The organism is Sphingomonas sp. (assembly GCF_029239295.1).
Taxonomy (GTDB): Bacteria; Pseudomonadota; Alphaproteobacteria; order Sphingomonadales; family Sphingomonadaceae; genus Sphingomonas.
Window position 1 is genome coordinate 1 of record NZ_JAQZBC010000023.1, and the last position, 26,049, is coordinate 26,049.

Here is a 26,049-nt window from a genome sequence, read left to right on the forward strand (position 1 = left end):
GCACGAACTTTTTCGCTATTTCATACTCGAAAGCACGAACCGTAACGCCTTCCGATGTAGGAACGAACCTGCAACAATATGGTCAAGGCGTCGGCAAAGGGTCGGCGAAAGCGAGAAAGTGGCCGTGATCACATAAAAGAAAGCCCGGCACGAAGGCCGGGCATCCCAGAGTTGATGGAGCGACGTCGCCAAACGCCGATCCGGAGTACAACCACTACTCCCTCCTGATACCCGCGAACCCCTCCCGGTTCAAGGATGCGCGTCTCGCGCCACACCCTCTCTTTGCCTGTGTCCCGGCCCCATGAGGGGGAAGGAAGATGACGGCGTTTACCCTTGGGGAAGCGACGGCGCTGGCGCTCGGCCGTATGCCGCGCGCCGGGATGCCGGCGCGTGCGCAGGTCGGCACGGGGGGCAGCGTTCGCCTGCGCCCACCCGCGCGCAGCGGCGCCCCGCACCCGACCGGCGCCCCGATCCGCCGCGACAGTATCGAGGCGGGGACGTTCGAGGATCATTTCTTCGTCGTGCCGACAAAGGGTGAACCCGATCGCCTGCTGCGCCTGGCGCGCGCCGCGCTCGACGCCGGGCGCCGGCTGAAACGCGCGGTTCGCCTCGAGGGCCGGGTTCTCTCGCCCGCCGAGGCCGCGCTCGCCGGGCTCACCGCGGGCGCGGTGCGCGTCTATGAGGAGATCTGCACCCTAGCCCGCCTGAACCGGGGCCGCGTCTTCCCCAGCTACGACCGGCTCGCCGCGGCGACCGCGCTCGGCCGCGCGACCGTCGCCCGGGCGCTCCGCGCGCTCGAGCTCGCCGGCTTCCTCGTCCGCCAGCGCCGCTTCAAGCGCGTCGCACAGGCGGAAGGCGCTGGCGAGACGCCGCGCTACGCCCAGACCTCCAACGCCTATCGCCCGCTACTCCCCGCGCGCCTCCTGCCGCATCTGCCGCGCTGGCTCTCCCCCGCCCCGCTCCCTGCGGACGTCGAGCAACGCCAGGCGGATCGCACTGCGGAGGTCGCCGCGATGCACGACACCCTGTCCTGCCGCGAGCTCGCCCAGACGCTGGTCGGCGGATCGCTCGGCCGCGTTCTCGCCAAGCTCGGCGCCCAACTCGATCGTCAGTTCGATCGCCGGGAAGCGCAGAAAATCGATCGTGGCGGCATCGTCACTGACTGCGAGTCTCAAAACCAGCCTCAACCGCTATTAGATTCAATATATCCAAGTCAAAACGGCCTCGGCCTAGTCGGCCGACACGTCGGGCCTGACGGCCTTCCCTGCTGAACCGACCCCAAAACATCGCCAGCCACACCGCCTGAAACACCAGCCGAAGCGACGGCTTCGCCGCCGCAATGCTCCCTAGAGGGATCAGGCGGTTTCCGGCGTGGCACTTCACCGGTGCCGTACACGGCGAACGTCTCGGGGCGGCTTATCCATGCAGGCCGTCGCGAAGCCGACAGTCCGACATTCCGACAGCGCGACATGTCAACATAGGCGAGCACACCGGCGCATCCGTTCGCGCGCATGAGGCGTTCAGCGGCAATGGCATCGTCCCCTGCCCTCCTCCCCCCCCTCGCCGGTCGCCGCTGGCGGTGTGGTTCCCGGCCGGCAGGGCAGGACGACCGGCAGGACCGGCAATGATCGACGACACCGCGCTGCTTCCGCTCGTCCATCTCGTCACCCGCTGCGTCGAACTGGTCGGCATCGCGGTGATCCTTGTCGGCGCGCTCTATTCCGCGGTCCGTTTCGCTGGCGATGTCGCGCACTATCGGGCGGCGGGGCGCCACGACACGGCCGCCCCCCGCATCGATCCCTACAAGCAGCTGCGCTCCAACCTTGGCCGCTCGATCCTGCTCGGGCTCGAGCTGCTGGTCGCGGGCGACATCATCAATACCGTCGCGGTCGAGCCCACGCTGGGCAGCCTCGCGGTGCTTGCCGGCATCGTCCTCATCCGCACCTTTCTCAGCGTCTCGCTGGAGGTGGAGATCGAAGGCCGTTGGCCCTGGCAGGCCCCTCGCGCGGAAAAGTCGCTCGCCGACGGCACCCGCGAACAGGCCTGACCACCCGTCCTTCGCGCCCGGCTGACCCCTTTCGAAATCGATTGCGCGCGACTGCTGGGACGTGAAAGAACGCCCTCATAACAAGGACGTTACGTCCTTCTCGGGGGGGAACAGGATCATGCCATTCGTCACGCTGGCCGCCATGGCGGCTGCGCAGCTCTTTGTCCCCCGCCCAGGCCCCGGCCACATCCCCCCGCCCGCCTCCACGGGAACACGCTCGCTGCTGTCCTGGACGCCGGCCGACGTGCGCTGCGATCAGGGTGTCGCGACCGGCCAGGCGCTGCGCCGCCCGCTCGCCCATATGTACTGGGGGCCACCCCCCTCACCCAATTCCTCGCCGGCTTCCTCGTCCAGTTCCGCGCGGGACCCAGGGTTACGCCCCGGCGTGCTGCGTTTCGACATCGACGATACCGGTCGCCCGCTCTCAATCCGGCGCGAGGGGGTTTCTGCGCCTTATGCCCCCGATCTCGCGCCCGCGCTGGCCGCGAGCCGCTTCGCCGATGGCGGCAAGCGCACCGGCTGCACGATCACCTACACGCCGCGCGTCACCCCGCTCGATCAGGCGCCGGTCGCCGATCTCATCGCTTATACGCTCTCGCGCGAAAGCGGCCCGCTACCGCAGGAAGGATGGGCGCGGACCCGGCGGGAGGGGAATTGCGACACCCGCCCGGTGCCCCAGCCGCTGCTGCGCGCGCTGCCCGACTTCCGCAAGCTGCCGGCAACGCCGGGGGTGAAGGATTGGGCGATGGTCGATTATGAGATCGATGCCGAGGGCCAGCCACGACAGGCCAGCGTCACGCACGGCACCGGCAACAAGGCGCTCGATCAGGCCGCGATCACCGCGGTCGAGCAGAGCCGTTTCACCGCCGGCGCGCGCACCGGCTGCCGCTATCCTTATTGGATGGCGCCCGCGACGATCGCCGCCCCGCCCGCCCCCGCGCCGGGCGACCTCGCCCCGGCCGGCGCCAGCTGCGCGCGGCCCTATCCCTATGCCACGGCGCCGCGGCTCACCTATCCGGTCGCCTATAACCGACGCCAGATCGAAGGCTGGGCGATCGTCAGCTTCGATGTCGCGCCCTGGGGCGATATCGGGAATGTGAAGGTGCTCGCCGCGCAGCCAGCGGAGGATTTCGGCACCCACGCCGTCCAGCTGATGCGCACCGCCCGTTTCCAGCCCTCCGCGGCCGGCCGCAGCGGCTGTGTCGAGCGGGTAAATTTCGTCACCGGCCCCAACGGCACCCCCGAACCAACCGCCCCACTCCCACCGCCCCCGGAGCATTGACCCTTCGGGCTCAGCCTGGCGGTATGAAGAGAGGAGGCTGACCATCGCACGCTACCGCTGGCACCCCGTCCCACCCTCGCGCCGGTTGAAGCTGGCCTGGTTCGCCACACTCGGCACCATCCTTGTTGTGCAGGTCGCGATGTGGCGTGGCATGCTGCGCTACAGCAGCTGGTGGATCCTCGGCATCCTGCTGGTGATACAAGGCGTGATCGTCTGGCGCTGGCCCAAAGTCCGTCCGATCGACGACTAGCGCGCCGTCGCGCGCACCCCGTCGCCCTGTCACGTCGGCCTGTCACGTCGGCTGACCAGCTGACGATTTGCCGGTTCTTTCACGCCCGGCTTGCGCTATCGTGGTCCGATGCAAGGCGGAGCGACGCATCCCTTTCTGGCAGCCGCCCTTCTCGGTACGGTGTTCGCCGTGCCGGCCAGCGCGCAGAGCGCCAGCAACACGGAGGCGAAGCTGACCGCTTATGGTGCGCGCCTGACCGAGCCCGAGGGCGTCGAGGTCAACAGCCGGCGCGTCAACAACCGCATCAACAGCCGGGTCAACGCTCGCCTCTCGACCCGCATCCAGCGCTACACCGCGCCCGCCAACCCTAGCGACGCGTTGCGTGCGCCCGAGGTCGAGCCCGGCCGGCGCGCGATCGAACAGCCGGTCCAGCAGGACGACCCGCGCGACTGACGCGCCCGGCGCGGTAACGAAGCCGCCCGCATCCCCCTCCCCCCTTGCCCCATCACCGGCGTACCGCCACAGGCGCTCGCTGAACAGCGCGACGGACAGGGGGCAAAGGGTGGACAACAGGGTTTCGCGTCGCACGGTCATCACCGGCCTCACCGCCATGATCGCCGCGCCAGCCCTCTTCAGCCCCGCCCACGCCGAACGGCTGCCGCTCACGCCGCGTGAGACAGTGGGTGACGGCGTTACCCTCACGATCCGCGATTACAGCGCGCGCTTCCTCGATTTCCACGCCGCGGCACAGGGTCTCGATTCCGAGGCGCGGTGGAAGGCGTGGCAGGATCGCTACGGCTTTGCCGCGGTGCCCCCGGGGCCGGAGGGGGAAGCGGTCGCGCGCCGACTGCTCGACGCCGCCTGGCCACGATACGCGGCCGCGCTGCCGCTGATCCGCCAGGGCGCGGCCGGCATGGCCCCTGCCCCGCTCGACAGCGCGGTCGCGATCGCGCGCCTGTTCCGCGCGACCGCACCCTTGCGCATTGGCGTTGTTGCCTATGTTGGCGGGTTCGAGGACAATGCCTTTACCGCCGGCACCCCCGACGGACCACTCGTCTGCCTGCCGATCGAGATGGATCCGGCACGCCGCGCGATGCTGATGCCGCATGAGATGACCCATGCGGTGCACATGCTGTTGGCGAAGCTCCCGGCCGATTACGAACGCCCGCTGGGCCGCCTCCTGTTTGAGGAAGGGCTGGCGATGCACGCCGTCGCCGCGCTTCGTCCCGGCCTCGCCGACTGGGCCTATGTCGGCGAGCAACCATGGTACGATGCCGGGCTCGCCCGCCGCGCCGATATCCTCGCGGCCATCACCCCGCTGCTCGATGCCTCGGACGGCCCGACATTGTTCCGCTTCACCATGGGTCAGGGCGCCACAGGTCGCGAGCGCGAGGCCTATCTCGCCGCCTGGCTGGTCATGGGCGCGCTGCTGAAGCAGGGCCGCACCCTCCCCGATCTCGTCCGCCTCCCCGCCGACGCGATCGTCCCCCTCGTCCGCGAGACGCTGGCCGGCCTCCCTGGCTGAAATAGTGTTGTCGTAGTGTCGACATCACGACACTACGAGACTACGAGACTACGAGACTACGAGACTACGAGACTAAGACACTAAGACACTAAGACACTACGACAACACGACATATCGACAGCTGCGTCTGGCACGGTCACCGATGCCACGGCCTGCCCATCCTCCCCGGGCACAATTTGCGACCATTTGCCCGCCTGCGTGACACATGCCGGCGACACATCACCCCCATCTTGCTCTCAACGCCGATCACCTTCGGCACGAAGGAGCAAGAACATGAACCGCTTTCTGATCGCAGCGCTGGCCACCACGATGGTCGCCACGCCGACGCTCGCCGCAGCGCAGCCGTATCGCGGCTCGGCGCACAATTCGGCGCACACGGTGGTGCAGCAGCGCGGTCATGGCCCGGTGGTCGTGAAGCAGCGCGGGCACGCTCCGGTCGTTGTGCAGCAGAACCGCCAGTATCGTGCGCCCGCGGCCCAATATCGCAGCAACTGGCGCAAGGGTGAGCGGTTCGACACCCGCCAGGCCCGCAACTATCGGCAGATCGACTATCGCCAGTATCGCGGCCTCCAGGCCCCGCCGCGCGGCTATCAGTACGTCCAGTCGGGCAATGACGCGGTGCTGGTCGGCATCACCAGCGGCATCGTCGCCGCGGTCTTCGCCAGCCTGATCCGCTGAGCCCCCACCCGGATGACGGAGAACCGCTCCGTCATCCGGGACCAGTCCTTCAACCCCTCGGCCCGTCACCCCGGCCCCCGCGCCAGGGTGACGCTGCCATTCGCGGGCACGGGCAAGGCGGAACAGCGCGGCTATCGTAGCGTCTTGGGGTCGATCGCCATGACATTGCCGTTCATCGCCGCGCTCGGCCCACCCTTGCCCACCAAATCCCAGACCTGCTCGGGCGCCGGCATGCCGTTGAACGAGGGAAAGGCCAGCGTCCTGCCGTCGACATCGTCCAGCGACACGGAATAGTGGCCGTTCTTCTCGATCTGCCCCATCAGCGACGGCTCCACCCACACGATCCGCCCGGCATCCCCCAGCGCCAGCGCATAGCCCGCCGCACCCTCCCGGTCGGAGCGATAGACGCCATATTCTGCCTTCGCCTCGCCCTCGCGGCACCAGCGCGAAGGCAGCACCGGCGCGGCCGGCTTGCTGGCAGAGGCGTTCTGCATGGCGATCGACCCGATCAGCTGCATCAGCATGTCGCTGCCCTCGGGCTTCAGCGCCTTGGCCTTGCGAAAGGAGAGCGGGGCGGCGCAGGCCATCACTGGCACGGCCGCCATGGCCGGGGCAGGGGGGGCGGCAGCAGCAGCAGCGGGGGCTCCCGCGGGCCAGCGGATCGCACCGATCAGCTGCATCAGACCCGCATCCAGTTCGTCGGCGGACAGGCTCTTCGCGCTCATCCGGACTGCGACGATCCATTCGCCCAGCGGCATTACCGCGAGCGCCGTGCTGCGATAAGGGCCGGTTGCCTTGATAAAGACCTGGCGCAGCGACGAGGCGACCGGCGCCCCGCCCGCGGCAAAGCCGAGCGGCGCCCCGCTCACCGGCGCCGCGCCGCGCCGCGAAAGACTTCGTTCGCCTGCAGCGTCGTGGCGCCCCGGTCGAACCACAAGGCGACGTCGGCGATCGCCGGCTTGAAGAGAAAGACGCTCGCGATCACGCTCTCGTCCGGCGCCGTGAACTGCGCCGCCACGTCATGCTCGCTTTGCGTCGTATCGCTCGATGCGGTGCGCTGCAGCCCGGCGAGGCGCGACGTCAGGATCAGGTCAGTCTCCTGATGCTGCCACCCCTTGTCGGCCGGCACCGCCAGCTCCCGCGCGGCGAGCGGCGTGGCGGACGCCAGCGCCAGGACCATCATCAGCACCCGCATGCGCATCCTCCCCAGCGGGGCTCTGCGTCCCCCATGAACCGAAGCCTGCGCGCCGCGCCGATCGCCGTCAAGCTTTCGAGTAACCGTCCTCCGGGTCCTGAAACCGGGTTCCACCTCCCCGATCTTGCCCCTCTCCCCGCGCGATCGCCCTGCTGGCCCCGAAGACGCTGGCCGGGCGTCCCGATTAGAAACAGCTTGCCCTGTGTCGACACGCCGACAACACGACAATCATACGCGACAACGCGCATGTCCGTGCAGCTGACGTGTGCCCGCACGCGACTAACCGCAGTCGCGACCCCTGCCGACCGCTGATAGCGTTGTGCGACCGGTGCACGCGGCCGAGATGTCGGGAGAACCTGCATGAGCCAGTTCGGTCGCAACGAGATCCTCGACTATGCCCGGCGCCGTTTCGGTACCGAGCCGATTATCCGTTCGAGAAATACCCGCGCTATGTCGCGCTGCGCGTGGCGGGCACGGGCAAGTGGTTCGCGCTGGTGATGGATGTGCCGCGTAACCGACTGGGGTTGGAAGGGGAGGGGCGGATCAACATCCTCGACGTGAAATGCCCGCCCGTGACCATCGCGACGCTCCGCACCCGCGACGGCTTCCTGCCCGCCTATCATATGGACAAGAACCATTGGATCACCGTCCGCCTCGACGGATCGGTGCCCGAGGGCGAGATCACCTGGTTGCTCGATACCAGCCACCAGCGCGTCGAATAGCGCCGCGCTCCTCCAAGGCGCGAGGGAAGGGAGCATCCACCCGAACCGCTGCTGCGCGCCGCCTAGCGCTTGGGATCAGGCCCGGAAGAGACCGCGCACATCCCCTGCGCAGGCTCCGCCGCCTCCGTCCGATGGCCCGGCCAACGCCCAGCTACAGATGCCGGCCGGCGTCCATCCGCTGGTGCAGGATGCGGATCACCGCGATGCCGTAATCGGTCGGTCGGAAATAGATCATATGCTGCCCGACGCCCTGCGGCGATTGGGCCAACTCGGCACAGACGGCCGCGATCAGATCGGTATAATCCAACGCCTGAGCGAGACCCCAGGTCGCGACGCTATAATCGAACACCTCTCCCAGATCGCGCTGTGCCGCGGGGGAGAAGCGATATTCAGCCATGCTGCGCGGCTTTGCGGCGCTTGAACGCGGCGATGTCGAACCGCTCGGGTACCCCGCTGTCTTCGCCTTCGATCAGCGCCTGACGCAGCCGTGCCAAATCGGCGCTGCGCTCCTGCTCGCGGCGGATCAGGTCGCGGATCGCCTCGCTGTCATTGGTATAATGGCCGGCGTTGATCTGGGCGGCGATCCAGTCATTCTGCTGTTCGGTCAGCGTGATGGTCTTGCGGACGGTCGCCATGGCGGGCCTCAATCATCATATTATCGGTGCAATTTAGCGCATCGCCTCCCTATCGCCAAGCAAGGTGTGGGAACCACGCGAAAACATCTCGACAAGCCACCATGTCGACATGTATCAACGTCGCCATGCCGACAGTTGCGATCATCAGTCAGAAGGGCGGGGCGGGGAAGACCACGCTGGCGCTCCACCTTGCCGCCGTCGCGCAGGAGGCGGGACGCGTCGCGCTCATCATCGATACCGATCCGCAGGCGACCGCCAGCCAATGGGCGGCCTGGCGCCAGGATCAGCCGCCCGAAGTGATCGACAGCCCCCCGCCGCGGCTCGCCGCCAAGGTCGCCGCAGCGCAAGGGCAGGGGGCCGAGCTCATCGTGATCGATACGCCGCCCCATGCCGACAGCGCCGCGCGCGCCGCGGTGGAGGTCGCCGATCTAGTCCTGATCCCGTGCCGGCCGAGCGCCTTCGATCTCGCCGCGATCCAGACCACGGCAAAGCTCGTGCAGCTGCTGCGCAAGCCGGCTTTCGTCGTCTTCACCGCGGGGCCGCCCAACGCGCCGCGCGTCTATGCCGAGGCGGGCGAGCTGGTCGACAGCTACGGCACCCCGCCAGCCCCCGTGATCCTCCCCGACCGCGCCGCCTATCGCCACGCCAGCGCGGAGGGGCGCACCGTCACCGAGGCGGAACCCGCCGGCCGCGCCGCGGCGGAGATCCGTGAGTTATACAAATGGACATGTCGACAGCTAGACATGCCGGCACCGCGTTTTCGAAAGGCCGTCTGATGAGCCGCAAGCCTAGCTTCGCCAATCTGCGCACCGCCGCCCCGGCGCCCAAGACGCCCGCGGCTGATCTTCTCCACACCCAGGCCGCGCCTGTGTCGGACGAGGCTAAAGACAGGCCAAAAGCGGCCGCCACGACACGCCCGGAAAGCCGGGTCGGCCGCAAGCAGATCGCCGGTTTCTTCACCCCCGACATGAGCTTCGCGATGCACATGCTGGCCAGGCGCCAGGGGAGGAGCCTCCAGTCGCTGATGGCGGAAGCCTTCAACGACGTCCTGCGCAAACACGGCGAAAGCCCGATAGGGGAGTGAGGTGAGGGGAGCTATTCGGCCCCGTCACACCCTTACTTATCCTGCGCCTGCAGATAGGCGATGACGTCGGCGCGCATAAGTGGATCGCGCATGCCAGGATAGGCCATGCTGGTACGCGGCGCGAATTTGGCGGGCGATGCGAGCCAGGCATCCATCCGCTCTGGCGTCCAGGTGCCCCCCGCGGATTTCAGCGCATAGCTGTAGCCGAACCCCCGATTGGCCGCGATCGGCTGCCCCATGATGGCATGAAGGTTCGGCCCCGCACGGCTTGCGCCGTCCTTTCCGATCGTGTGGCACGCGGCACAGGCACCAAACGCCCGGGCGCCGGCTTGCGGATCCGCATGCGCCATCAGCGTCTCGAACGAAGGCTGCGGCCCCAGCGCCTTGCGCCGCGCTTCACGCTCGCCATCGGAACAGCCGGCCACGATCAGGCACAGCAGCAACCAGCGGAACGACGGTAATGCTGCCATGCGTGTCTCCTGATCGACCTTCGTGCCGTGTCTCCGTCCTGTTATACGCGCTACATCAAGTTGATTGCGGCCTGTATCCGGCTGCTAACCAACCTGTTGATGTAACGTATGTATAATCGGTAAGTTGCGGAGAGCTCAGTAACCGTCCACCGCACTCAGGATTGCCTTGCCGTAATTGGTCTTCTTGAAGCGTTCGCCGGCTGCGCGGGCCTCAGCTTCGCTGATCCAGCCTTGGAGGTAGGCGATTTCCTCAAGGCAGGCGATTTGGATGCCTTGGCGGTGCTGGAGGGTGCGGACGAACTCGCTCGCCTCGAGCAGGCTGTCGTGGGTGCCGGTGTCGAGCCAAGCGTACCCGCGGCCCATCTGTTCGACATAGAGGTCGCCGGCCTCCATGTAGAGGCGGTTGAGATCGGTGATCTCAAGCTCACCGCGCGGCGAAGGCTTCAGGTTGCGGGCGTATTCTACGACGCGGTTGTCGTAGAAATAGAGGCCCGTCACGGCATGGTGCGACTTGGGGTTGGCGGGCTTTTCCTCGAGGCTCAAGGCACGGCCGTCCTCGGCGAGTTCGACCACGCCGTAGCGCTCGGGATCCTCGACGCGGTAGCTGAACACCGTCGCGCCATGGGTGCGCGCGACCGCGCTCGCCAAGAGGTCGGTCAGGTGCGCGCCGAAGAAGATGTTGTCGCCCAGCACCAGCGCCACGTTGTCGTCGCCGATGAAGTCCGCGCCGATGGTGAAGGCCTGTGCCAAGCCGTCCGGGCTGGGCTGTTCGGCATAGGACATCTGGAGGCCGAAGGCCGAGCCATCGGCGAACAAGCGCTTGTAATTGTCCAGATATTCCGGGCTGGAGATGATCAGCACGTCGCGGATGCCGGCCAGCATCAGCACCGACAGCGGGTAATAGATCATCGGCTTGTCATAGACCGGCAGCAGCTGCTTATTCACCGCCAGCGTCGCCGGGTGAAGCCGCGTGCCGGATCCGCCGGCCAGAATGATGCCCTTCATGCCTTTGTGGCTCCGATCAGTTCGTCGAGGATGTCGCTGAGTGCGTCCTGCCAGGGGCGCGGGGCGATGCCGTAGGCCCCGCCGATCGCCGCCTGGCTGAGCAGCGAATTGGCCGGGCGCCGGGCAGGTGTCGGATATTGATCGGTCGTGATCGGGGTGACATTGGCCGTCGCCCCGCCACGGTCGGCCGCCTGGCGGAAGATTTCGGCCGCGAAGCCCGCCCAACTCGTGTCGCCGGCATTGCTGAAGTGAAACGTGCCGGTGGGGGCGGCTGGATCCTCGATCAGCCGCAGCGTGATCGCCATCAACGCACCCGCCAGATCCGCCGCGCTGGTGGGCGAGCCGCGCTGATCGTCCACCACCGTCAGCGTGTCGCGCTCCGCACCGACGCGCAGCATCGTCTTCACGAAATTGCTGCCGTGGGCGGAGACAACCCAGGCCGTCCGCACGATGACATGCCGCGCGCCGCTGGTGCGCACCGCCAGCTCGCCGCCCAGTTTCGACGCCCCATAGACGCCGAGCGGCGCGACGGGATCGTCCACTTCCCACGCGCCCTGCTTGTCGCCGGCAAAGACGTAATCAGTCGACACCTGCACCAGCGGGATGTTCGCCTTGGCACAGGCCTCTCCGAACGCGGCGGGGGCCATGGCGTTGACCGCCCAGGCGGCGACGATATCGCTCTCCGCCTTGTCGACCGCAGTATAGGCCGCGCCGTTGATCACCGCGGCCCACTCGCGTTCTGCCACCTTGGCGGCAATCGCAGCGGTATCGGTGAGGTCGAGATCGGCGACGTCGATCGCGACGATTTCATAGCCTTCCGGCCAGGCGCAACGCTGAAGCTCGGTGCCGAGCTGGCCGTTCCCGCCCGTGACGAGGATCGCGCGGCTCATGCGCCTGTTGTCCTGTCGACAGTCCTACAGTCAGACATGATCACGCCGCCACCCCGCGCCGCTGTGCCGCGCCGCGCTCGACGATCGGGCGCCACCAGGCCTCGTTGTCGAGATACCAGCGCACCGTCTTCTCGATGCCGGTCTCGAAGGTTTCCTGCGGCCGCCAGCCGAGCTCCTGCTCGATCCGGGCGGCGTCGATCGCATAGCGCTTGTCATGCCCCGGACGGTCGGCGACCGAGGTGATCTGCTCCGCATAGGGCTTGCCGTCAGTGCGCGGGCGCAGCTGATCGAGGATGCCGCAGATCGTGTGGACGACCTCGATGTTCTGCTTCTCGTTGAACCCGCCGACATTATACGTCCGGCCGATCTCGCCGCGTTCGAACACCGCGTGCAGTGCGCGGACGTGATCCTCGACGAACAGCCAGTCGCGCACCTGATCGCCCTTGCCGTAGACCGGCAGCGGCTCGCCATCCAAGGCCTTGGCGATCATCAGCGGCACCAGCTTCTCGGGGAAATGATAGGGCCCGTAATTGTTCGAGCAATTGGTGATCAGCACCGGCAGGCCGAAGGTGTGGCCCCAGGCGCTGACGAGGTGATCGCTGCCCGCCTTAGACGCCGAATAGGGCGAGCGCGGGTCGTAGGGCGTGTCCTCGGTGAACAGCCCCGTTTCGCCGAGCGAGCCGTACACTTCGTCGGTTGAGATATGGTGGAAGCGGAACCGCGCCTTGGCGTCGCGCTCGAGGCCCTGCCAATAGGAGCGCGCCTCGGCCAGCATCGTATAGGTACCGACGACATTAGTCTGGATGAACGCGCCTGGCCCGTCGATCGAGCGGTCGACATGGCTTTCCGCCGCGAGGTGCGTGATTACGTCCGGCTTGAACTCGGCGATCGCGGCGCAGACGGCGTCTGCGTCACAGATATCGCCTTGGACGAAGCGATAACGGTTGCTGTTCGCCACCCGCTCTACGGTCGACAGCGTGCCGGCATAGGTCAGCTTGTCGAAGTTGAGGACCTCGTAGTCGGTGTTCTCGATCAGGTGGCGGACGAGGGCCGAGCCGATGAAACCGGCCCCGCCGGTGACGAAGATACGCATGTCTGGATGATCCTTCAGGCGAGCGGGGCCAGCGGGTTGCCGTCATACTCAAACGGGCTGTCGAATTCGGCAAGCGTCGGCAGGACGGCGTCCTTGGCGCTCAGCTCCGGCGCGGTGCCCACCGGTATTGGCCAGTCGATGCCGACGCTGTCCCAGCGGATCCCGCCATCATTCTGCGGCGCATAGGTATCTGAGACCTTATAGGTCACTTCGCAATCGGGCTGGAGCGTCAGGAAGGCATGCGCGAAGCCGATGGGCACCAACAGCTGGTGCCCGTTTTCTGCGGAAAGCTCCGCTCCGATCCACTGGCCGTAGGTCGGCGAGCCTTTGCGGAGATCGACCGCGACGTCGAAGATCCGCCCACGGATGCACCGCACGAGCTTGTCCTGTCCGCGTGGTGGTGTCTGGAAATGCAGCCCCCGCAAGGTGAAGGTGGGAACGGACAGCGAGTGATTGTCCTGCACGAACCGGCACGTGATGCCGAGCGCGGCGAACGTGGGTTCCGAGTAGACCTCCGTGAACCAGCCACGGGCATCACCGAAGCGCTTTGGGCGGATGAGTTGGACGGGGCTGGATGACGTCGACATGAGGCCGCCCTACCTGTGTGCTTACCAGGCCGCAATCAACAGTGGATACCAGATGCTGCCCTCGCGGTTGAAGACGCATCTTTAGCGCGGAAATACGTCAGTCGGACGAGTAAAGAGTACCATCAGAAGACGATCGAAGAAGGGAGACGGTGCGCCCTGTAGGGGCCAGAAGTCGGCTTGCGCCATGCGGTGCCATAATAAGGAGCCGCCTTATGACCTTTAGTAGTTTTGCCGAATACCGCGCATTTATCCATTCGGCGGTTGGTAACGCTCGGCGATGTTGCGCTGCTGACGAACGCTGGCCGGCACACCCATCACCGTGCAGGCTGGCGGAACATTCTCCACAACAAGAGAATTAGCAGCGACTGTCGCACATTCCCCGATCGTCACGGGGCCTAGAATAACCGCGCCTGCACCAATCGTAACTCCGGACCCAATGATCGGCCGGGTCGACAGATCATAATCTGCCTCGAAACTGCGCGCGCCGAGGGTTACGTTCTGGAAGATCGTGACATCGTCGCCAATTGACGCGCTGCCCAGCACGATGCCTCCGGGATGGGGAAGGACAAAGCCTTTACCAATGACAGCCCGGGCCGGAACCTCGATCCGAAACAGGATGAGGTTGATCAGCGACACCACATTGGCAAGTCGGCGCCAATTTGCCGACTGCAGCTTGGCGGACAGGCGGATTAGCACGACAGGCAGGACGCGTGGGTTCAGCAGCAGGCCAAGGCTGACCTTGCCTGTAGGACGACCCGAAAGTACTGCGAACCGACGGCAATCAGCCCGGATGATCTGCCTTACCTTCACGTTACTTCTTGCGCAGCAGTTTTTCCAGTTCCTGATTGGCCGCCGCCGACCGATCCGGCTCGATTGGCTGGGTTACGGCCCAATCGACAGTTGCGAAAAGACCATCGCGCAGATCGGTAGCGGCCTTAAACCCCAAAATCCGGTGCATGCGACCAACGTCGGCGAAGCAGTGCCGGATATCGCCGGGGCGGAACCTGCCGGAAATGCTGGACCGGCCAGAAACTCCCATCTTCTCCTGTAGAAGATCGACGATGTGCGCGACTGTATGGCGTTCACCAGTTCCAACGTTGATGATGTTATCCGGCGAACTGGGGAGATCGAGCGCGCAGCGAAATGCATGCGCGACGTCCTCGATAAAAACGAAATCACGGCTTTCCTCGCCGTCCTCGAAGATGTCGATATTGCCGCCCTGCTTCAGAGTGTTGGCAAAGATCGACAGGATGCCGGTATAAGGATTGCGTAGCGACTGGCCCGGCCCATAGACATTCTGCAGACGCAAGGCGACGAAACGGGTGCCAATTGCCTCACAAGCGATCTGACACATATGTTCCTGGGCCAACTTCGATGCTGCGTAGATCGACTGGGGGTCGATCTTGTCGTCCTCCTTGGTCGGGACGGGTACGAGCGGGTCGCCGTTGTCGGAGAAGTCGAATATTCCGCGCGCCATGTCCTCGGCCGAGCGACCGGCAGGATAATAGCGCTGAGCCGCTTCGCTGCTGGCATCTGCTGCGCGCACATAGGCACCTTCGCCATAGACCGAGCGCGACGAGCTGAGGATCAGTGCTTCTGGGCGCAGTGTAGCAGATTTGACCATTTCCTCGAGCAGGACGGCCGTCCCCATGACGTTGGTGTCATAGTAGCGCTGGATTTCGTACATCGACTGACCGGTGCCCGTCTCCGCCGCGAAATGGTAAACCGCGGTCACGCCACCGAGCGCATCGCGCATCAGGTCGCGATCGCAGATGCTGCCCTTGATAAAGCGGACGCCGGGTTGCGACAGGATGTCGCTGTGATCGGGATTTTCGCCGTGAACCTGCGGGCTAAGCGTATCGACGAGCACCAGTTCATGCCCGCCTTCGGCCAGCAGGCGTTTCGTTAGTGCGCGGCCGATGAAACCGAGGCCCCCGGTGATCAGAATTTTCATGGTGTGGTCCCGGAAGTTTCGAAAGTTGGAGCGTCGCGCGTCTCGACAACGTCTTCTGTGCCTAGCAGCAGCGCGATTATCTGGTCAAGAAAACGGTCGGCTGACAGATAGTACTGCCATTCCGGTGCCAACGGGCCGCGCGGGCGCGCGAGTGCCTGTGCCAGGCTCGCGGATGTGTTCATCGGATCAAGCAACACCACGCGCTCGTGCAGCGGCTGGGGCAAGCCGACCAAGGCCATCGGATTGGTCGTGAGAATGACGGTGCCGAGAGACAGAGCCTCGAACGTGCGCATTGTCAGCCCGGACTGACCGTTGTGATGGATGTCAACGACGACACGGGCACGCGCCGTGGCGACCGCGATTTCATTCAGCGTGAAGGGGGTGCTGGAGAATAGCTTGCCCAGGTGCCATACGCTGGGGTGGAGAGCGAAACGCGCGTACCAAAGTTTGCGCGAATGGAAGAACAACATCAGCTTCAGTCGCCACTTCTGCCGTTCGCACGCATCGATCACCTTGGCGATTACCATCGGGCGGTTGCTGTGGAAGGTGGCGCAGTAGAAGAAATCAGTATCGGGCGCTGTATTCGAGAGATCGGTCGGCAGGCTACTGAAGAGCGGGACGTAGCGATACCCCTCGCGCTGGCAATCGTCCGGATCGAAGCTTGCGACACCGCGCATGAAAGGATCGAGCGTCTTGGCGTAAGGCTTGTTGGCGCAGCTGTCCCAGGCATAGCGTGCCATCACAATCCCACTGTCGCGCAGCCGGCGGATACAATGGTGCGGGAACATCTCGATCGTGCCGAACAGCACATGCGTCGCGCCTGACTGGATGATGTTGTCCGTGATCTGCTCATGGTAGGCCCGCGTGGCGCGCTGACGGACGGCCAGCGACGAATAACGCAGCGTGATCTTGGTCAGGATCTGATTGGACGGGAATTCATCGTAGAAGCGTGCCGGAATGCCACGGCTGGTCAGCATGTCGGCAAGCCGGCGCAGATAGCCAAAGAAGGCAGGCCCAACGATGGCGACATTCATTTCAGGCGCTTGCAACCCATATCTCCATAGATTGAACGGGCCGTGAGGTGCCGGGGCATCACGTCGTTCACGTGCATAACTGGACCGAGCCGGTGATGGTGGCCCGCCCTGATTGATTGATGACCCCGCTCAGCCGGATTCGGACATATCCGTCGGCATTCTCCAGCACCATTTCGCGTCCGCTGCGATCATGGCGAACCGACTGGTCGCCATAGATGTCGCCGAATAGCTTGGACACGCCACGGTCTTCGGACAATGATAAGATGAAGGTCGCGCGCAGGGAACTGGGGCGCCACGCAATCGCGGTCTCGATCGTCGCCTCCACGGCCGCGCCGCGCGGAATATTGATCCGACAGCGATCGACATGGCCAGGCAATGGATCGCCGATGTCGCCTTCGCGCACGACCGGGATCGGCCCGTGATGGTGGATGCGTGATCGGCTGCGGACGTCCGCCAGGGTGAAGCCGACCGTCCCCGTTTCCTGCACCACCCGCACAGCGGCACCAGTGGTCCAGTTCGTTCCGAGCGTGGCGGGGGCGGCATTGGCATAGGGAATATCGAAGCGGATGAAGTTGCGCGGACAGGTTAGGAGGAAACGCCCACGGGATCGAGATGCTCCGACGACGCCACCGACACTAGCGAGATAATTCGTCTCATCAAACGAGCCGAACAGCGTTGAGTTTGACGTTTCTCCGCCATCATCGAACACCGTGTCGCAGTAATTCATGAAGTTGCTTCGGAACGATACCGAGCAGACGGTCGCGCGCGTGAAGTCAAACACCGTACCAGTGATAGCTTCCCAGTAACCGGAATCGATTACCACCCCCAGACAATCGCCACGAAATGCCACTGCGCTTCCAGCGCCTCCCTCGCTGGAACAGCCGATCATGCCGAGCGAGGTGGTCCCGCCTTCGAACAGGAAGCCACTCTCCGTTGTCGCGCTGACGCGGCGCAAGCTGATGAGATTGTTATCACCGGTGAAGTGGAAGGAAGGGCGGGCAGGATCGCTCGGCCCACGCGCCGAACAATTGTTCATCGACATGTAGAAGCAGCGGTGGAAGATGCCGAATTGCAGCACCTCGAAGGTCGCAATGTCGTCGATCGTGCAGCTGACGTTGAAATTATGCAGATCGAAGGCGATCGCGCACTTGCGGATCATCCCGTTCCTCACCGCTGCGTACAAAACGTAATCCGCTTCCTGTGAGGCGCCCTTGTTAGGAAGTAGCCGTCCGCCGCGCACGATCCCAGTGGTGAACATCGTACCGCTGTTGAAATTGTCGCCCATCAGCGTCTGGCCATTGAGGTTGATGGCCACGTTCGACGGCACAATGATCGGCCCGCGCACGTAATAGGGATTGGATGACGAGCCAAAGATGATCTCGCCGCCACCTGCGGTATGAACCTCCAGGATGGCGGCATTGATCGCAGCGGTATCGTCTGTCTTTCCGTCGCCCTTCGCACCTTTGTCGTTGACGGAATAGACATCGAGCGCCTTGGCCTGAAGCGTCCGGGCCGGTGCGTTGCGGCGCGCGACCAGTGCTCCGCCCTGCGGTCCGTCGACAGCCTCGCGTCCCCCGCCGCTTACCCCGCTTTCCTGCGCCATGACGGGCACCAGCGGCACGGCGCTGCCCAGGGATGCCATCAATGCGTCACGGCGTGATGGGCGCCAGTCCTTACCGGCGCGGCGCAGTGAGGCGAACAGGCGATCGAGTCCCATGACTGTGTCCTTATGACAGGGAAGGGGTGCCAGCCTTACGACCCAAGCCGCTCGACAACGAACGTCGCGAGTATCTTGCAGCAGACGCGGCGCTTAATAAGGAACACGGCCAAGGCGGCGAGCGACGAGGGCTGCATTGCGCAGCAGCCTGGGATGGCGGGCGAGGAAGACCTGTACCTTCGCCTTGGTATCAAGCAGCGCGATCGCGTGGGGATCGCTAGCGCTGTCGCGAAAGCCCGCCTCGTCGGCGATGCGCCGGCACGAAGCCCTGACCTTGGGATCGTCGATGCGGAAGGCGGCGAGAACCATCAGATAGGCAAGGAAGTGGGTAACGTGCGCGCGGAAGACCGTGGCGAGCGCCGGATCGGCAAACTGATCGCGGAACATGCTCCTCTCAAGCGCGAGCATCTCTGCGGCGCGGGTAAAGCTCGCCTCATTCATGCCGCGCGACGTGCTGCCGCTGCGCGTCAGCGCGCGATACAGCGGCTGCCCGAGATAAACGACCTTGCGTGCATGAAGCGCGACGTGGCGCGAGAAGATCGAATCTTCATAGGCGCGCAGCGCCGGAAAACGAATGTCATGCTCGGCGAGCAGGGCGCGGCGATAGACCTTGTTCCAGATCACAGAATGGAAATTGCGATCGAGCATGGCGTCGACGAATACAGAGGCGTCGGTCGACGATGTGTCGCTTTCAGGCCCCCGCCGCGCCACGACGCGACCCTGACCGTCGACAAATTCGATGCCGAACGAAACGACATCCGCGTCGCTGTCGGTAATAACCTTTTCCATGCGCGCCAGGAGGTCGAGCGAGACCGTATCGTCGCTGTCGACAAAGGCGATATAGCGGCCGCGGGCTCGGGAAAGGGCATAATTGCGGGCCGCTCCCTGTCCGCCATTTTCCTTGGAGAAGACGCGCAGGCGCTGGTCACCCTGCGCCATGTCATCAAGAATTTGCCGGCTGTTGTCCGTTGAGCCATCGTCAACGACGATAAGCTCAAGGTGTTCATATGACTGATGCAGTACCGATTGAATACATTCCTCAAGGTAAGAGGCAGTATTGTGCACCGGAATGATGACGCTGAAAAAAGGCGCTTCTTCTGTCATGACATGTCCATAGCAATCTAGGCGCTGAGCTCGTTTGAGAAATAATAAGGGTTAAAAGGTGCCAAATTATCCACATCGTCATGGAAATTTTTCAGTCGAGACAGCGAGAGAATTACCGCAGCCGCAAAAACAAAAGCCATAAACGACCTATCGATAACGAAGGATCTGCTATTCTTCTTGTTTGCGGTTGCCAATGAAAGATACAGGAGAAAAAGAAACAGCCCCTGAAGTCTCAGGCCGGCGTAGTATTGGCGGGCGATAAGGAATGACGCGAGCTGCATGATAAAGATAGATAACAAGGCGATGTTGCTGATGATGTCCCTGTTATTCTGCGAAACACGCAGCGCAGCGATGACCAGCACGGTTGCGAGCAGCGGGGCGACACCCGAAATGCCTCCGATGCCAGAAATGTCGGAATTCTGGGAAACCTTGTCGCCCACATAGTCGCCGAACAGGACAAAGGCGACGATCAGCCCGAACCCGGCCGCAAGGAACGTGCGGATGCGCGCTTCCATCAATGCCCACAGGCTGGCCGCAAGCAGGACCGACGAGATCTGGATGCTGGCGGCGATAATGCCGCACGCGACAAATGCCTTGAGCCAGCCACGCGCCAGCGCTGCGGCGCCGAGCGCGACAATCGCGAAGGCCAGGCCGTAGCGCAGCCCGTTCATGGTCATGTCGAGAAGATAATAAGGCAAGACGATTGCCATGAAAAGCAAGGGTATGCGTTCGAGCAGCAGGCCTGCGGCAAGCATGATGAGCGCAACCGCGCACCCCAGCACGATCAGGATGTCGAAAGAGTCTCGGAAAAACCAGCTCAGGATCTCTACCAGAACCGTGAAGCCCGGCTCGAAACTTGAGGCAAGAAAGCCCTGATAGCGAATGATGTCGAAGGATTGGATGTAGACGGCGCTGTCTGTCCCGACGATCCCACGCAGAGCGATAAGCACGAACATCGGCACGAATGCGATAACCGCGGCCATCCGCAATTTGTCGAGCAGCAACCCGGTGCCCAGCGACACGACCAGGACAAGGTAGCAGACGATATACGGCGTCATACCACCGACAAATCCGGTTTTGGCCCAGCTGCGATGGTGCGGGTGACGATCGTTGCGGCGCTGGCGCTACCTTCGACGCCAGCGATGCGCTCGTCCTTCGTCACCGATAAGCGGACCGATACTCGCCGCCGCACCCGACCCAATGCCCAGCCGATTTCCGCGACGCTTCCGGTGATCAGCGTCGCAGCCAGTGCCACTACGGACCTTTCCCGGACAAAGTTTCGCATCGCAGCCAAGGTAAACCGCCAATAGGAGCGGTGGTAAAGCAGGCATTGCGCGTACAACCGGCCCCACTGCGGCTCGACGGGGGGGCTGAGCGTGATCTGCTCGAGCGCACGCACCAGCGAATAACCCCATACCGTGGGCACACTGTAGAATTCCGGCACCAGCGGGTGCCAGGCGAGATCGCGGAACGGGCGGATATGGGCATTGTCGCGCAGGCCGCCGACATGGCGTCCGGCCGCACTCTGCCCTGCGGTACTGGCACCGGATGCGCCGAGGATCACGGCCGGGAAATCGATGTCGAGCGTCTTGCGCGCATGAGTCGCGATTAGCGCCGCGGAATAGATGTCGGGGCTGACTCCGCCGAACAGCGCGCCATGCTGCGCTACTATACGCTCGATCAATGATCGCGCCACCAGCCCGCAATAAGCACGCGGCATGTCGAACACGCCATGGCCCAGCTTGCCCGCGGCCTCACGCAGCGCCGCATGGGCATCAAGCGTGCGGACCCGGCCCGAATAGTCGCTGACCCACACCGTGCCGGAATATGCCTCCGGATTGCTGCGATGCAGATAATCGGGCCAGTAGAAGACGATCGGGAAGGAGAAGCGGACCGCCTCCACGCCATCCTGCTGGGCCCGTCGGGCGATGGCGACGATGTCAGGAGCGATCAGATCGTCGTCACCGATAAAGCAGACATAGTCGCCCGTCGCATGGCTCAACGCGATGTTGAAATTGTCGACGACGCTGATCCCCGTCGTCGGGCGCACTACCTTCAGCTGCGGATGTGAGATCGCATTCCATGGATTGGTCGCGCTGGTATCCGAGACTACCAGTTCGATATCCTGGCCCATCGCGAGGATTGCCTCGACCGTCCCTTGGGCATAGCGGAACCGCTCATGCGTCGGGATGACGAGCGACAGGATCGGCATCAGCGATTGGCCAGCGCATTCTGCACGTAAGGCAAGGCAAGCAGAGTCTGCTTCACCTCGGCGATCGACAGGCGTTGTGTGTTATGGGACGTGTAATCGTCTATTAGATTGGCCTGCGGTGAGCCTTCGGAAATGAACACTTCGTAGTTCAGGTCACGATTGTCGGCCGGGATCCGCCAGTAGCGGTCCATGTCGTCGGCCTTCGCCATCTCCTCGCGTGAGACGAGCGATTCATACAGCTTCTCGCCGTGGCGGGTGCCAATGACGCGGACCCGCTCGGGCACTTCGAACAATTCGCACAGCGCGGTCGCCAGGTCGCCGATGGTGCAGGCCGGCGCCTTCTGGACGAAGGTGTCGCCCTGCGCGCCGTGCGTGAACGCGTGCAGCACCAGATCGACCGATTCCTCCAGCGACATAAGGAACCGCGTCATGGCGGGATCGGTGATGCCCAGTTCCTGCCCCGCCTTGATCCGTTCGATGAACAGCGGGATCACCGACCCGCGCGAAGCCATGACGTTGCCGTAACGCGTCGCGCACAGCACGGGATCGTTCGCGCCCATCGTGCGTGAGCGGGCGACCAGCACCTTTTCGGCCATCGCCTTGGAGATGCCCATCGCATTGATCGGATAGACCGCCTTGTCGGTACTCAGCAGCACCAGCCGCTGCACGCCATTCATCAGCGCCGCGTTGATGACGTTCTCGGTGCCGATCACATTGGTGCGCACTGCCTCCATCGGATAGAATTCGCACGACGGCACCTGCTTGAGCGCCGCGGCGTGGAACACGTAATCGACGCCGCGCATCGCGAGGTTGACCGATTCCGGGTTGCGCGTGTCGCCGATGACGAAGCGTACCCGGTTGTTCTGCAGCGCGACGCGCATGTTCTCCTGCTTCAGCTCGTCGCGCGAGAAGATCACGATCTGCTCGACGTCCGACGACAGAAAGCGGCTGAGCACGGTCTTGCCGAAGGACCCCGTGCCCCCGGTGATCATCAGGGTTTTGCCTTGGAACATCGTATCACCAATATGTTAGGGTTGAGGCGACTGGGCGCGTGCGGATCGGTCCGCGCCCCCGTTAGCAAGGCGGCCGGCGATCGCAAACGGATTGGCGAAACACGGCTCGATCCGCGCAGCACGCCACCACAGCGCGGCCGCGGCCAGCGCATGATAGATCGCATAGGTGATGCAGACACCCGCGATTGCATCGTGCGTGGCGAGCCAGGCGGTGGTCGCCAGCACCACCCCGCCCATGATGCAGGAAATCGTCGCCATCGCGCGATAGTCGCGCCGCGTCACCAGCACGATCGCCGGGATCAGCCCCAGCGCGCCGATTGCGGCACCCGGCATCAGCAGCGTGACATAATGGATCACCGCCGCCTGTTGCGGCGAACCCTGCAGCCACAAGGGCACAAGCCACGGTGCCGCGATCCCCAGTGCGATGCCCGGCAGCACCGCCAGCACAATGATCGCCAGCACCAGGCGGCCGATCCAGCGTTGCGCGTCGGCCACCCGTTGCGCATCGAGCGCGGCGATCAGCTTGGGCTGCACGAACTGGGAGGCGGGGCTGGCGAGGAAGGTGATCGGCACCAGCGACAGCGTCGAGGCGAGGAAATAGGGCCCGGTATCGGCCGGCGAGGCCAGCGCTGACAGCAGCACCTTGTCGAGCTGCATCGTGCAGGCGCCGGCGATCGTATAGATCATCACGGCGATGCTCGTCGCGCCGGCCATGCGCGATACCGTGGCCGGGGCGCCGACCGCGCGATGCTGGTACAGGAAGAGCAGACGGGACACGAGCAGCACGATCGCCGCTCCGGCGACCTGGCCGATGATGAACACCTGGACTGTACCGCCAAACGCGATGACGGCCGCCAGCGCAACGCCGTGGCGCAGCAGCAGGCTGGTGAACTGGGCCAGCGTCGAGGTGACGAACCGCTGGCGCGCGATGAAGCCGATGACGACCAGATTCTGCCACACCACCAGCAGCAGCGACAGGCAGACCAGCAGCGCGACCGGCACCGGCACCGGGAGCACACCGATCGCCGCGAGCGCGCCCGCGACGGCAGTGATGGCCAGATAGAATTGCAGCATCATGCGTTCGCTGCGCTGCATCAGCGTACGCCGGTCATGCTCGCTGCCGAGCACCGGAAATTCGCGCGCAATGGTGATCGCCAAGCCAAGGTCGAGCACCACCGCCAATGTCTGCAGCGCGATGATCGTCGCCGCCAGCCCGAATTGCGCGGGCGGCATCGCGCGGCTGAGCCAGGGCAGCACCACCAGCCCCAGCGCGGCGACGCCGATCCGCCCGCCGTACAGCACGGCCATCGGCAGCAGTCGTCGGGCCATCGCGGGCAGCATCAGGGGTCGGCCCGCACCGTTTCCGCGATCGTTGCCGCCAGCGTGGCGATCGCCGCCTCGTCTAGCCACCAGCCGCACGGAATCGCCAGCATCTCGTTCTGCAACGTCATCGTGCCCGGCAGGTCGGAAGGCGGGGCGTGGAAGCCGGTATAATGATGGTTGGGATAATGCAGCTTGGAGCAGAGCACGCCGCGTGCCTTGAGCCGGCGCATCACCGCATCGCGGTCGGCGAGGCGGATCAACCACGTCCAGTGGACCGGCTCGGCGCCGGGCAGCGCGGTGATCGGCGTCAGCGGCAGATCGCGCGTTACGCCGGCGAGCGACGCGGCATTGCGCCGCGAGCGGGCGATGCGTGCATCGACATCGGCGATGCTGGCCAGCGCGATCGTCGCCCGCACATTGTCGAGCGACGACGAGGTGCCGATCTCCGGCACGTCGAGCGCGGGATCGATCTCGCCGTCGCCGTCGCGGAAGCGCGCGGTATCGATGCCGAAGCGGCGCAGGCGGCGCGCCTGATCGGCATCTTCGGCGTGCGCACACAGCACGATCCCGCCGTCGATCGCATTGATCTGGCGATTGGCGTAGAGCGAGAAGATCGCGAAATCGCCAACCATGCCCACCTCATGCCCGTCGATCGCCGCCCCAAAGGCGTTGTTGGCATCCTCGATCAGCGGCAAGCCATATTCGTCGCACAGCGCCCGCAAGGCCGCGAGATCGGCCGGATAGCCCGATACATGATACGCCACCACCGCCTTCGTGCGCGCAGTGATACGACCGCGTGCCTGATCGATGTCGAACGTCGCGGTCGCCGGATCGACATCGACCCAAGCGACGGTCGCGCCTGCCATCGCGATCGCCGAATTGGACGACATGCAGTTGAACGCGAGCGAGAGCACCTCGTCGCCGCGGCGCACGCCGGCGAGCCGGAGCGCCATGACGAGCGCATGGGTCATGTCGCCCACCGACACCGCGTGGCGGCCGGGATAGCGTGCCGCTATCGCCTGTTCGAGCTGCCCCACCGCGGGTCCTGCGGCGAGCTGCCCGAGCCGGAACGGATCGGCCAGCGTCGCCAGCGCGCTGTCGGGCAGGCGACAGTCGAACAGCGGGACGGGGGTCATTGCGCGTTCCTGGGGGTGGCCCCGGACGCGACATTGCCGACGATCTCAACGATGCGCGCGCGATCTTCGTCGTTCACCCACCAGCCGCAGGGCAGGTGCAGCAGCCGGTCGTAGAAACGGTCCAGCCCCGGCATCGGCCCGGCATAGGGGGCAAGCACGCTGTGCAGATGGTTGGGGCGATGCAGTTTCGAAGCGGCGATCCCGGTCGCGACCAGCGCGGTCTCGACCGCTGCGGAATCGTCGCACAACAGGGTGTAGAGCCAATAGCTTGGTTCGCTGTCAGCCGCGACATGTGCCGGGGTGACGCCGGGGATCTGGGCGAAGGCGCGGTCGTAGAAGCGGCCGTTCTCGATATGCCGCGCGATCGCCTCGCCGATCGTCGGCAGCTGGTGCCGGCCGACCACCGCGGTGACGTTGTTCATGTTATATTTGAAGCCCGGCGTCGTGATGTCGACCTCGGTGCGCGGCACGCCCTTGCGCAGCCCGAACCAGCGCAGCCGGCGCGCCAGATCCAGCTTGGCCGGATCGCGCAGCGCCAGCATCCCACCGTCGACGCTGGTCATGTGCTTGATCGCCTGGAACGAGAAGATCGCGGCGTCGCCGATCGTGCCGGCCGGCACCCCGGCGATGCGCGCGCCCAGCGCATGGGCGCAGTCCTCGATCAGCGCGATGCCGTGGCGGTCGGCGATCGCACGCAGCGCCGTCATGTCGGCCGGATAGCCGGCGTAATGGACCACGCAGATCGCGCGCGTCGCCGGGGTGATCGCCCGCTCAACTGCATCGGGCGAAAGGTTGCCGGTATCCGGCTCGACATCGGCGAACACCGGGCGGGCGCCGATCTGCAGGATCGTCGTGTTGGTCGGCTCCGCCGTCATCGACGTGGTGATGACCTCGTCACCCGGGCCGACGCCGCAAGTGAGGAAGGCGACGTGCAGCGCGCCGGTGCCGCTCGACATGGCGAGCGCATGGGGCAGGCCGAACTGCTCGGCGAACTCGCGCTCGAAGGCATAGACCTCCTCGCCCTCGGCGATCATCCCGCTGTAGAGTACGTGTTCCAGCGCGGGCATCAGCTGCGCGCGCTCGGGCATCCGCACCTTCACAAGTGGAAGCATGA

The 26,049-nt window shown here is 64.9% G+C and carries 30 protein-coding genes; 10 read left to right on the top strand and 20 right to left on the bottom strand.

What is annotated here, in order from left to right; translation table 11 throughout:
• The first annotated feature begins 317 nt into the window (after window positions 1-317).
• The 7 genes from K0S66_RS15590 to K0S66_RS15620 all read left to right on the top strand — a co-directional run bounded on the left by K0S66_RS15590 (window position 318) and on the right by K0S66_RS15620 (window position 5,761).
• Window positions 318-1,271 carry a helix-turn-helix domain-containing protein gene (locus tag K0S66_RS15590; RefSeq protein WP_301076395.1) on the top strand — a complete coding sequence of 318 codons (954 nt, stop codon included), beginning with the start codon at window positions 318-320 and terminating at the stop codon, window positions 1,269-1,271.
• 353 nt (window positions 1,272-1,624) lie between these two features.
• Window positions 1,625-2,047: a DUF1622 domain-containing protein gene (locus K0S66_RS15595; protein WP_301076396.1), complete on the top strand. Its 423-nt coding sequence runs from the start codon at window positions 1,625-1,627 to the stop codon at window positions 2,045-2,047.
• A 118-nt stretch (window positions 2,048-2,165) separates the two neighbouring features.
• Window positions 2,166-3,329 carry a TonB family protein gene (locus tag K0S66_RS15600; RefSeq protein ID WP_301076397.1) on the top strand — a complete coding sequence of 388 codons (1,164 nt, stop codon included), beginning with the start codon at window positions 2,166-2,168 and terminating at the stop codon, window positions 3,327-3,329.
• An 85-nt stretch (window positions 3,330-3,414) separates the two neighbouring features.
• Window positions 3,415-3,579 carry a hypothetical protein gene (locus tag K0S66_RS15605; protein ID WP_301076398.1) on the top strand — a complete coding sequence of 55 codons (165 nt, stop codon included), beginning with the start codon at window positions 3,415-3,417 and terminating at the stop codon, window positions 3,577-3,579.
• Between the two features lie 108 nt (window positions 3,580-3,687).
• A complete protein-coding gene (locus tag K0S66_RS15610; RefSeq protein WP_301076399.1) occupies window positions 3,688-4,011 on the top strand; it encodes a hypothetical protein in 324 nt (107 codons plus the stop codon).
• Window positions 4,012-4,120: 109 nt separating this feature from the next.
• A complete protein-coding gene (locus K0S66_RS15615; protein ID WP_301076400.1) occupies window positions 4,121-5,083 on the top strand; it encodes a hypothetical protein in 963 nt (320 codons plus the stop codon).
• Between the two features lie 273 nt (window positions 5,084-5,356).
• A complete protein-coding gene (locus tag K0S66_RS15620; RefSeq protein WP_301076401.1) occupies window positions 5,357-5,761 on the top strand; it encodes an RcnB family protein in 405 nt (134 codons plus the stop codon).
• Window positions 5,762-5,892: 131 nt separating this feature from the next.
• On the opposite strand, the gene K0S66_RS15625 is transcribed toward K0S66_RS15620, so the two are convergent.
• Window positions 5,893-6,630 (bottom strand): hypothetical protein, encoded by a 738-nt coding sequence (locus K0S66_RS15625; protein WP_301076402.1) that lies wholly within the window; start codon window positions 6,628-6,630, stop codon window positions 5,893-5,895.
• Entirely contained in the window at window positions 6,627-6,956 is a 330-nt protein-coding gene (locus K0S66_RS15630) for a hypothetical protein (protein ID WP_301076403.1), read from the bottom strand. Before K0S66_RS15630 ends, K0S66_RS15625 begins: the two co-directional genes overlap by 4 nt.
• Window positions 6,957-7,420: 464 nt before the next feature.
• On the opposite strand from K0S66_RS15630, the gene K0S66_RS15635 reads away from it, so the two are divergent.
• A complete protein-coding gene (locus K0S66_RS15635; protein ID WP_301076404.1) occupies window positions 7,421-7,678 on the top strand; it encodes an MmcQ/YjbR family DNA-binding protein in 258 nt (85 codons plus the stop codon).
• Between the two features lie 151 nt (window positions 7,679-7,829).
• Here the strand turns inward: K0S66_RS15635 and K0S66_RS15640 are convergent, their stop codons facing one another.
• Both K0S66_RS15640 and K0S66_RS15645 read right to left on the bottom strand, forming a co-directional pair.
• A complete protein-coding gene (locus K0S66_RS15640; RefSeq protein WP_301076405.1) occupies window positions 7,830-8,075 on the bottom strand; it encodes a type II toxin-antitoxin system RelE/ParE family toxin in 246 nt (81 codons plus the stop codon).
• A complete protein-coding gene (locus tag K0S66_RS15645; protein ID WP_301076406.1) occupies window positions 8,068-8,313 on the bottom strand; it encodes a type II toxin-antitoxin system ParD family antitoxin in 246 nt (81 codons plus the stop codon). Before K0S66_RS15645 ends, K0S66_RS15640 begins: the two co-directional genes overlap by 8 nt.
• 125 nt (window positions 8,314-8,438) lie before the next feature.
• On the opposite strand from K0S66_RS15645, the gene parA reads away from it, so the two are divergent.
• Together parA and K0S66_RS15655 are read left to right on the top strand one after the other, a co-directional pair.
• On the top strand, window positions 8,439-9,089 hold the full coding sequence (parA, locus tag K0S66_RS15650) for a ParA family partition ATPase (protein ID WP_301076407.1): 651 nt from the start codon (window positions 8,439-8,441) through the stop codon (window positions 9,087-9,089).
• On the top strand, window positions 9,089-9,397 hold the full coding sequence (locus K0S66_RS15655) for a ribbon-helix-helix domain-containing protein (protein ID WP_301076408.1): 309 nt from the start codon (window positions 9,089-9,091) through the stop codon (window positions 9,395-9,397). The genes parA and K0S66_RS15655 overlap by 1 nt, the downstream gene beginning before the upstream one ends.
• Window positions 9,398-9,429: 32 nt before the next feature.
• Here K0S66_RS15655 and K0S66_RS15660 read toward each other — a convergent pair whose 3' ends face one another.
• From K0S66_RS15660 to K0S66_RS15735, 16 genes are all read right to left on the bottom strand, one after another.
• Entirely contained in the window at window positions 9,430-9,867 is a 438-nt protein-coding gene (locus K0S66_RS15660; protein ID WP_301076409.1) for a c-type cytochrome, read from the bottom strand.
• Between the two features lie 135 nt (window positions 9,868-10,002).
• Window positions 10,003-10,872 (bottom strand): glucose-1-phosphate thymidylyltransferase RfbA, encoded by an 870-nt coding sequence (rfbA, locus tag K0S66_RS15665; protein ID WP_301076410.1) that lies wholly within the window; start codon window positions 10,870-10,872, stop codon window positions 10,003-10,005.
• Window positions 10,869-11,762, bottom strand: a complete 894-nt coding sequence (gene rfbD / locus K0S66_RS15670; protein WP_301076411.1) for a dTDP-4-dehydrorhamnose reductase — start codon at window positions 11,760-11,762, stop codon at window positions 10,869-10,871. Before rfbD ends, rfbA begins: the two co-directional genes overlap by 4 nt.
• A 40-nt stretch (window positions 11,763-11,802) precedes the next feature.
• On the bottom strand, window positions 11,803-12,855 hold the full coding sequence (rfbB, locus tag K0S66_RS15675; RefSeq protein WP_301076412.1) for a dTDP-glucose 4,6-dehydratase: 1,053 nt from the start codon (window positions 12,853-12,855) through the stop codon (window positions 11,803-11,805).
• A 14-nt stretch (window positions 12,856-12,869) separates the two neighbouring features.
• The gene (rfbC, locus tag K0S66_RS15680; protein WP_301076413.1) at window positions 12,870-13,442 is read right to left on the bottom strand and encodes a dTDP-4-dehydrorhamnose 3,5-epimerase; all 573 of its coding nucleotides are present in this window, start codon (window positions 13,440-13,442) and stop codon (window positions 12,870-12,872) included.
• Between the two features lie 246 nt (window positions 13,443-13,688).
• On the bottom strand, window positions 13,689-14,252 hold the full coding sequence (locus tag K0S66_RS15685) for a hypothetical protein (RefSeq protein ID WP_301076414.1): 564 nt from the start codon (window positions 14,250-14,252) through the stop codon (window positions 13,689-13,691).
• Between the two features lies 1 nt (window position 14,253).
• Entirely contained in the window at window positions 14,254-15,396 is a 1,143-nt protein-coding gene (locus tag K0S66_RS15690; RefSeq protein WP_301076415.1) for an NAD-dependent epimerase/dehydratase family protein, read from the bottom strand.
• The gene (locus K0S66_RS15695; RefSeq protein ID WP_301076416.1) at window positions 15,393-16,430 is read right to left on the bottom strand and encodes a hypothetical protein; all 1,038 of its coding nucleotides are present in this window, start codon (window positions 16,428-16,430) and stop codon (window positions 15,393-15,395) included. Before K0S66_RS15695 ends, K0S66_RS15690 begins: the two co-directional genes overlap by 4 nt.
• A gap of 67 nt (window positions 16,431-16,497) precedes the next feature.
• Complete coding sequence (locus K0S66_RS15700) at window positions 16,498-18,147, bottom strand: glycosyl hydrolase family 28-related protein (RefSeq protein WP_301076417.1); 1,650 nt, start codon at window positions 18,145-18,147, stop codon at window positions 16,498-16,500.
• A 93-nt stretch (window positions 18,148-18,240) separates the two neighbouring features.
• Entirely contained in the window at window positions 18,241-19,251 is a 1,011-nt protein-coding gene (locus K0S66_RS15705) for a glycosyltransferase (protein ID WP_301076418.1), read from the bottom strand.
• Window positions 19,252-19,268: 17 nt separating this feature from the next.
• Window positions 19,269-20,309, bottom strand: coding sequence for an EpsG family protein (locus tag K0S66_RS15710; RefSeq protein ID WP_301076419.1), 1,041 nt, complete (start codon window positions 20,307-20,309; stop codon window positions 19,269-19,271).
• Entirely contained in the window at window positions 20,306-21,463 is a 1,158-nt protein-coding gene (locus K0S66_RS15715) for a glycosyltransferase family A protein (protein ID WP_301076420.1), read from the bottom strand. Before K0S66_RS15715 ends, K0S66_RS15710 begins: the two co-directional genes overlap by 4 nt.
• Complete coding sequence (locus K0S66_RS15720; protein ID WP_301076421.1) at window positions 21,463-22,476, bottom strand: polysaccharide biosynthesis protein; 1,014 nt, start codon at window positions 22,474-22,476, stop codon at window positions 21,463-21,465. Before K0S66_RS15720 ends, K0S66_RS15715 begins: the two co-directional genes overlap by 1 nt.
• A 15-nt stretch (window positions 22,477-22,491) precedes the next feature.
• Entirely contained in the window at window positions 22,492-23,817 is a 1,326-nt protein-coding gene (locus K0S66_RS15725) for an oligosaccharide flippase family protein (RefSeq protein ID WP_301076422.1), read from the bottom strand.
• Window positions 23,817-24,935 (bottom strand): DegT/DnrJ/EryC1/StrS family aminotransferase, encoded by a 1,119-nt coding sequence (locus K0S66_RS15730; RefSeq protein ID WP_301076423.1) that lies wholly within the window; start codon window positions 24,933-24,935, stop codon window positions 23,817-23,819. Before K0S66_RS15730 ends, K0S66_RS15725 begins: the two co-directional genes overlap by 1 nt.
• Window positions 24,932-26,047 (bottom strand): DegT/DnrJ/EryC1/StrS family aminotransferase, encoded by a 1,116-nt coding sequence (locus K0S66_RS15735; RefSeq protein ID WP_301076424.1) that lies wholly within the window; start codon window positions 26,045-26,047, stop codon window positions 24,932-24,934. The genes K0S66_RS15730 and K0S66_RS15735 overlap by 4 nt, the downstream gene beginning before the upstream one ends.
• Between the last annotated feature and the right edge of the window lie 2 nt (window positions 26,048-26,049).

Coding starts and splice junctions, on each gene's coding strand:
- K0S66_RS15590 (WP_301076395.1), top strand. CDS start 318: ATGACGGCGTTTACCCTTGGGGAAGCGACGGCGCTGGCGCTCGGCCGT.
- K0S66_RS15595 (WP_301076396.1), top strand. CDS start 1,625: ATGATCGACGACACCGCGCTGCTTCCGCTCGTCCATCTCGTCACCCGC.
- K0S66_RS15600 (WP_301076397.1), top strand. CDS start 2,166: ATGCCATTCGTCACGCTGGCCGCCATGGCGGCTGCGCAGCTCTTTGTC.
- K0S66_RS15610 (WP_301076399.1), top strand. CDS start 3,688: ATGCAAGGCGGAGCGACGCATCCCTTTCTGGCAGCCGCCCTTCTCGGT.
- K0S66_RS15620 (WP_301076401.1), top strand. CDS start 5,357: ATGAACCGCTTTCTGATCGCAGCGCTGGCCACCACGATGGTCGCCACG.
- K0S66_RS15630 (WP_301076403.1), bottom strand. CDS start 6,956: ATGCGGGTGCTGATGATGGTCCTGGCGCTGGCGTCCGCCACGCCGCTC.
- K0S66_RS15640 (WP_301076405.1), bottom strand. CDS start 8,075: ATGGCTGAATATCGCTTCTCCCCCGCGGCACAGCGCGATCTGGGAGAG.
- K0S66_RS15645 (WP_301076406.1), bottom strand. CDS start 8,313: ATGGCGACCGTCCGCAAGACCATCACGCTGACCGAACAGCAGAATGAC.
- parA (WP_301076407.1), top strand. CDS start 8,439: ATGCCGACAGTTGCGATCATCAGTCAGAAGGGCGGGGCGGGGAAGACC.
- K0S66_RS15655 (WP_301076408.1), top strand. CDS start 9,089: ATGAGCCGCAAGCCTAGCTTCGCCAATCTGCGCACCGCCGCCCCGGCG.
- K0S66_RS15660 (WP_301076409.1), bottom strand. CDS start 9,867: ATGGCAGCATTACCGTCGTTCCGCTGGTTGCTGCTGTGCCTGATCGTG.
- rfbA (WP_301076410.1), bottom strand. CDS start 10,872: ATGAAGGGCATCATTCTGGCCGGCGGATCCGGCACGCGGCTTCACCCG.
- rfbD (WP_301076411.1), bottom strand. CDS start 11,762: ATGAGCCGCGCGATCCTCGTCACGGGCGGGAACGGCCAGCTCGGCACC.
- rfbB (WP_301076412.1), bottom strand. CDS start 12,855: ATGCGTATCTTCGTCACCGGCGGGGCCGGTTTCATCGGCTCGGCCCTC.
- rfbC (WP_301076413.1), bottom strand. CDS start 13,442: ATGTCGACGTCATCCAGCCCCGTCCAACTCATCCGCCCAAAGCGCTTC.
- K0S66_RS15690 (WP_301076415.1), bottom strand. CDS start 15,396: ATGAAAATTCTGATCACCGGGGGCCTCGGTTTCATCGGCCGCGCACTA.
- K0S66_RS15695 (WP_301076416.1), bottom strand. CDS start 16,430: ATGAATGTCGCCATCGTTGGGCCTGCCTTCTTTGGCTATCTGCGCCGG.
- K0S66_RS15700 (WP_301076417.1), bottom strand. CDS start 18,147: ATGGGACTCGATCGCCTGTTCGCCTCACTGCGCCGCGCCGGTAAGGAC.
- K0S66_RS15705 (WP_301076418.1), bottom strand. CDS start 19,251: ATGACAGAAGAAGCGCCTTTTTTCAGCGTCATCATTCCGGTGCACAAT.
- K0S66_RS15710 (WP_301076419.1), bottom strand. CDS start 20,309: ATGACGCCGTATATCGTCTGCTACCTTGTCCTGGTCGTGTCGCTGGGC.
- K0S66_RS15715 (WP_301076420.1), bottom strand. CDS start 21,463: ATGCCGATCCTGTCGCTCGTCATCCCGACGCATGAGCGGTTCCGCTAT.
- K0S66_RS15720 (WP_301076421.1), bottom strand. CDS start 22,476: ATGTTCCAAGGCAAAACCCTGATGATCACCGGGGGCACGGGGTCCTTC.
- K0S66_RS15725 (WP_301076422.1), bottom strand. CDS start 23,817: ATGCTGCCCGCGATGGCCCGACGACTGCTGCCGATGGCCGTGCTGTAC.
- K0S66_RS15730 (WP_301076423.1), bottom strand. CDS start 24,935: ATGACCCCCGTCCCGCTGTTCGACTGTCGCCTGCCCGACAGCGCGCTG.
- K0S66_RS15735 (WP_301076424.1), bottom strand. CDS start 26,047: ATGCTTCCACTTGTGAAGGTGCGGATGCCCGAGCGCGCGCAGCTGATG.